Origin of the sequence: Methylibium sp. T29, from assembly GCF_000576205.1 — a bacterium.
Lineage (GTDB): Bacteria > Pseudomonadota > Gammaproteobacteria > Burkholderiales > Burkholderiaceae_C > Methylibium > Methylibium petroleiphilum.
In genome coordinates this window covers 1-2,201 of the sequence record NZ_AZND01000402.1, presented here as the reverse complement: position 1 = coordinate 2,201, position 2,201 = coordinate 1, and the positions used below count along the sequence as shown (strand labels likewise).

The 2,201-nt window shown below is 68.7% G+C and carries 2 protein-coding genes; both read right to left on the bottom strand.

All coding sequences use genetic code 11. The annotated features are described in order from the left end of the window. Positions 1-941 (bottom strand): ATP-binding cassette domain-containing protein (locus tag x551_RS21415; RefSeq protein WP_036251159.1); only part of this gene is annotated, 941 nt, incomplete at its 3' end. 26 nt (positions 942-967) lie between these two features. Beyond that, the gene (locus x551_RS21410) at positions 968-1,828 is read right to left on the bottom strand and encodes an outer envelope protein (protein ID WP_036233462.1); all 861 of its coding nucleotides are present in this window, start codon (positions 1,826-1,828) and stop codon (positions 968-970) included. Positions 1,829-2,201 lie beyond the last annotated feature (373 nt).

The following is a 2,201-nucleotide window of genomic DNA, read 5'->3' as shown; positions in this document are numbered from 1 at the left end:
CCGAACAGGCTCAGCGCGCCGGCCGGCGCGCGCGGGTCCTCGCCCGACAGCGCGGCCATCAGCTCCTGCTGGCCATTGCCGGAGACGCCAGCCACGCCGACGATCTCGCCGGCCCTCACCTCGAAGCCGATGTCCTTCAGGTCGGTGCCGAACGGCGACTGCTTCGCGAGTGTCAGGCCGCTCACCTGCAGCGCCACGTCGCCGAGGCGCGCCTGGATGTGCTGCAGCTTCGGCGGCTCGGCGCCGATCATCAGCCGCGAGAGGTCGGCATTGCCGACGGTGCGCGGATCGACCTCGCCGGTGACCTTGCCGCCGCGCAGCACCGTGCAGTGGTGACACAGCGCGCGGATCTCGTCGAGCTTGTGGCTGATGTAGAGGATGGAGCAGCCGCGCTCGGCCAGCTGGCGCAGCGTGACGAACAGGGTCTCGACGGCCTGCGGCGTCAGCACCGAGGTCGGCTCGTCGAGGATCAGCAGCTTGGGGTCGGTGAGCAGCGCGCGCACGATCTCGACGCGCTGGCGCTCGCCGACCGACAGCGAGTGCACCGGCCGCTGCGGGTCGACCTCGAGACCGTAGACCTTGGAGACCTGCACGATGCGCGCCGTCACCTCGGCCAGCGTCAGGCTCTTGTCGAGGCCCAGCCACACGTTCTCGGCGGCGGTCAGCGTGTCGAACAGGCTGAAGTGCTGGTAGACCATGCTGATCCCGAGCTGGCGCGCCTGCGCCGGGCTCGCGATCTGCACCTGACGGCCGTCCCAGATCATCTCGCCGGCGTCGGGCCGCACCGCGCCGTAGATGATCTTCATCAGCGTGGACTTGCCCGCCCCGTTCTCGCCCAGCACCGCGTGGATCTGCCCCGGCGCCACACGCAGGTTCACGCCGTCGTTCGCGCGGACCGACGGGTACTGCTTGGTGATGCCGAGGAGTTCGAGGCGGAGCATGGACGGGGGAGCGAATGCGGCGACGCTCAGAAGTGGTACTCGGCGCGGATCATCGGCGTGCGCGCGGTCGCTCCCTCGCCGGCCCCCGGGGTCTCGGTCGGGTTGCCGAACTTGTTCTTCCAGTACTCGTAGGCGATGCCGACCTTGAAGGCGCCCTTGGGAGCGCCGGCCAGCAGGCCGACGTCGAGCATCAGCTTCATGTCGACGTGGGTCTCGGGCTTGGTCGGACCGCCGAACTCGTTGGTGCCCTTGTCGCCGATGTAGAGCGCATAGCCCTCGAAGGCCAGCGGCAGGCTGCCGATCGGGATGCCCCACTCCGCCGCCAGCGCCGGGTGGGTGTCGTAGGTGTAGCGGTCGGCGATGCCCTTGGGCGAGTTGCTTTCCTTGAAGGCCAGCAGCGAGAGGTTGGCGAAGCCCGGCACGTCGAACATCACGGTCGGGCCGAACACGAACATGCGCTTCTTCGAGGCGTAGCCGTCGTTCTTGGTATTCCAGTCGAAGCCGGCGGTGAAGCCGAAGCCGCGCACCGGGCCGACCTTGAGGTCCTTGCCGGCCACCTTGCCGATGTCGAGCAGGTGGCGGTAGACGATGTAGACCTCCTGAGCGCCGGAGGCGCCGGGCGTGCCGTCGCCCGGGTCATTGCGGTCCGAGAGCAGCAGGTCGGCATTGAAGAAGTTCACGCCGTACTTGTAGCCGCTCACGTGCGTGAGGCCGACGATCGTCTTGGTGATGTCGTTGCGCGAACCGTCCGGGTTGTTGTTGTAGGGCTCGGCGAACTGGGTGCCGTAGCGCACGCTGATCGCGGTGTCGCTCCAGTCGGCGGCGAGGCTCGTGAGGCTCGTGGCGGCGAGCGCGAGCGCCAGGGCGGTCTTGCAGGTCGGGTTCATCATGGTCCTTCGGAGGAGTGGTGGGGCGTCGGTGTGCGGAGCAGCCTCGGTCGCTCTCCGCCCAACGCGGCGCGACTTCCGGACTCGCTCCGTCCTTGCGCAACTTCCGTACCAGAAGGAAAGGCCGCTCCGCCGGCCCCGATGCCACCAAAAGAGGCATCATCCTTTTTGTATACCAGTTTGTGCACCATGTTGAATCCCACGCCGGAACGGGCCGCCCAACGTCGACGCAGGCGCCGCGCCCGCGTTCAGCCGCGTTCGTGGCGGCAGCTGCCGGCCACGTAGGTGGCGACGAGGTTGCGCTCGTCGCCCAGCGTCATCCACGCAAACACGCGCTCGTGCAGCGCGGCCAGCGGCGACACGCCGGCGCGGC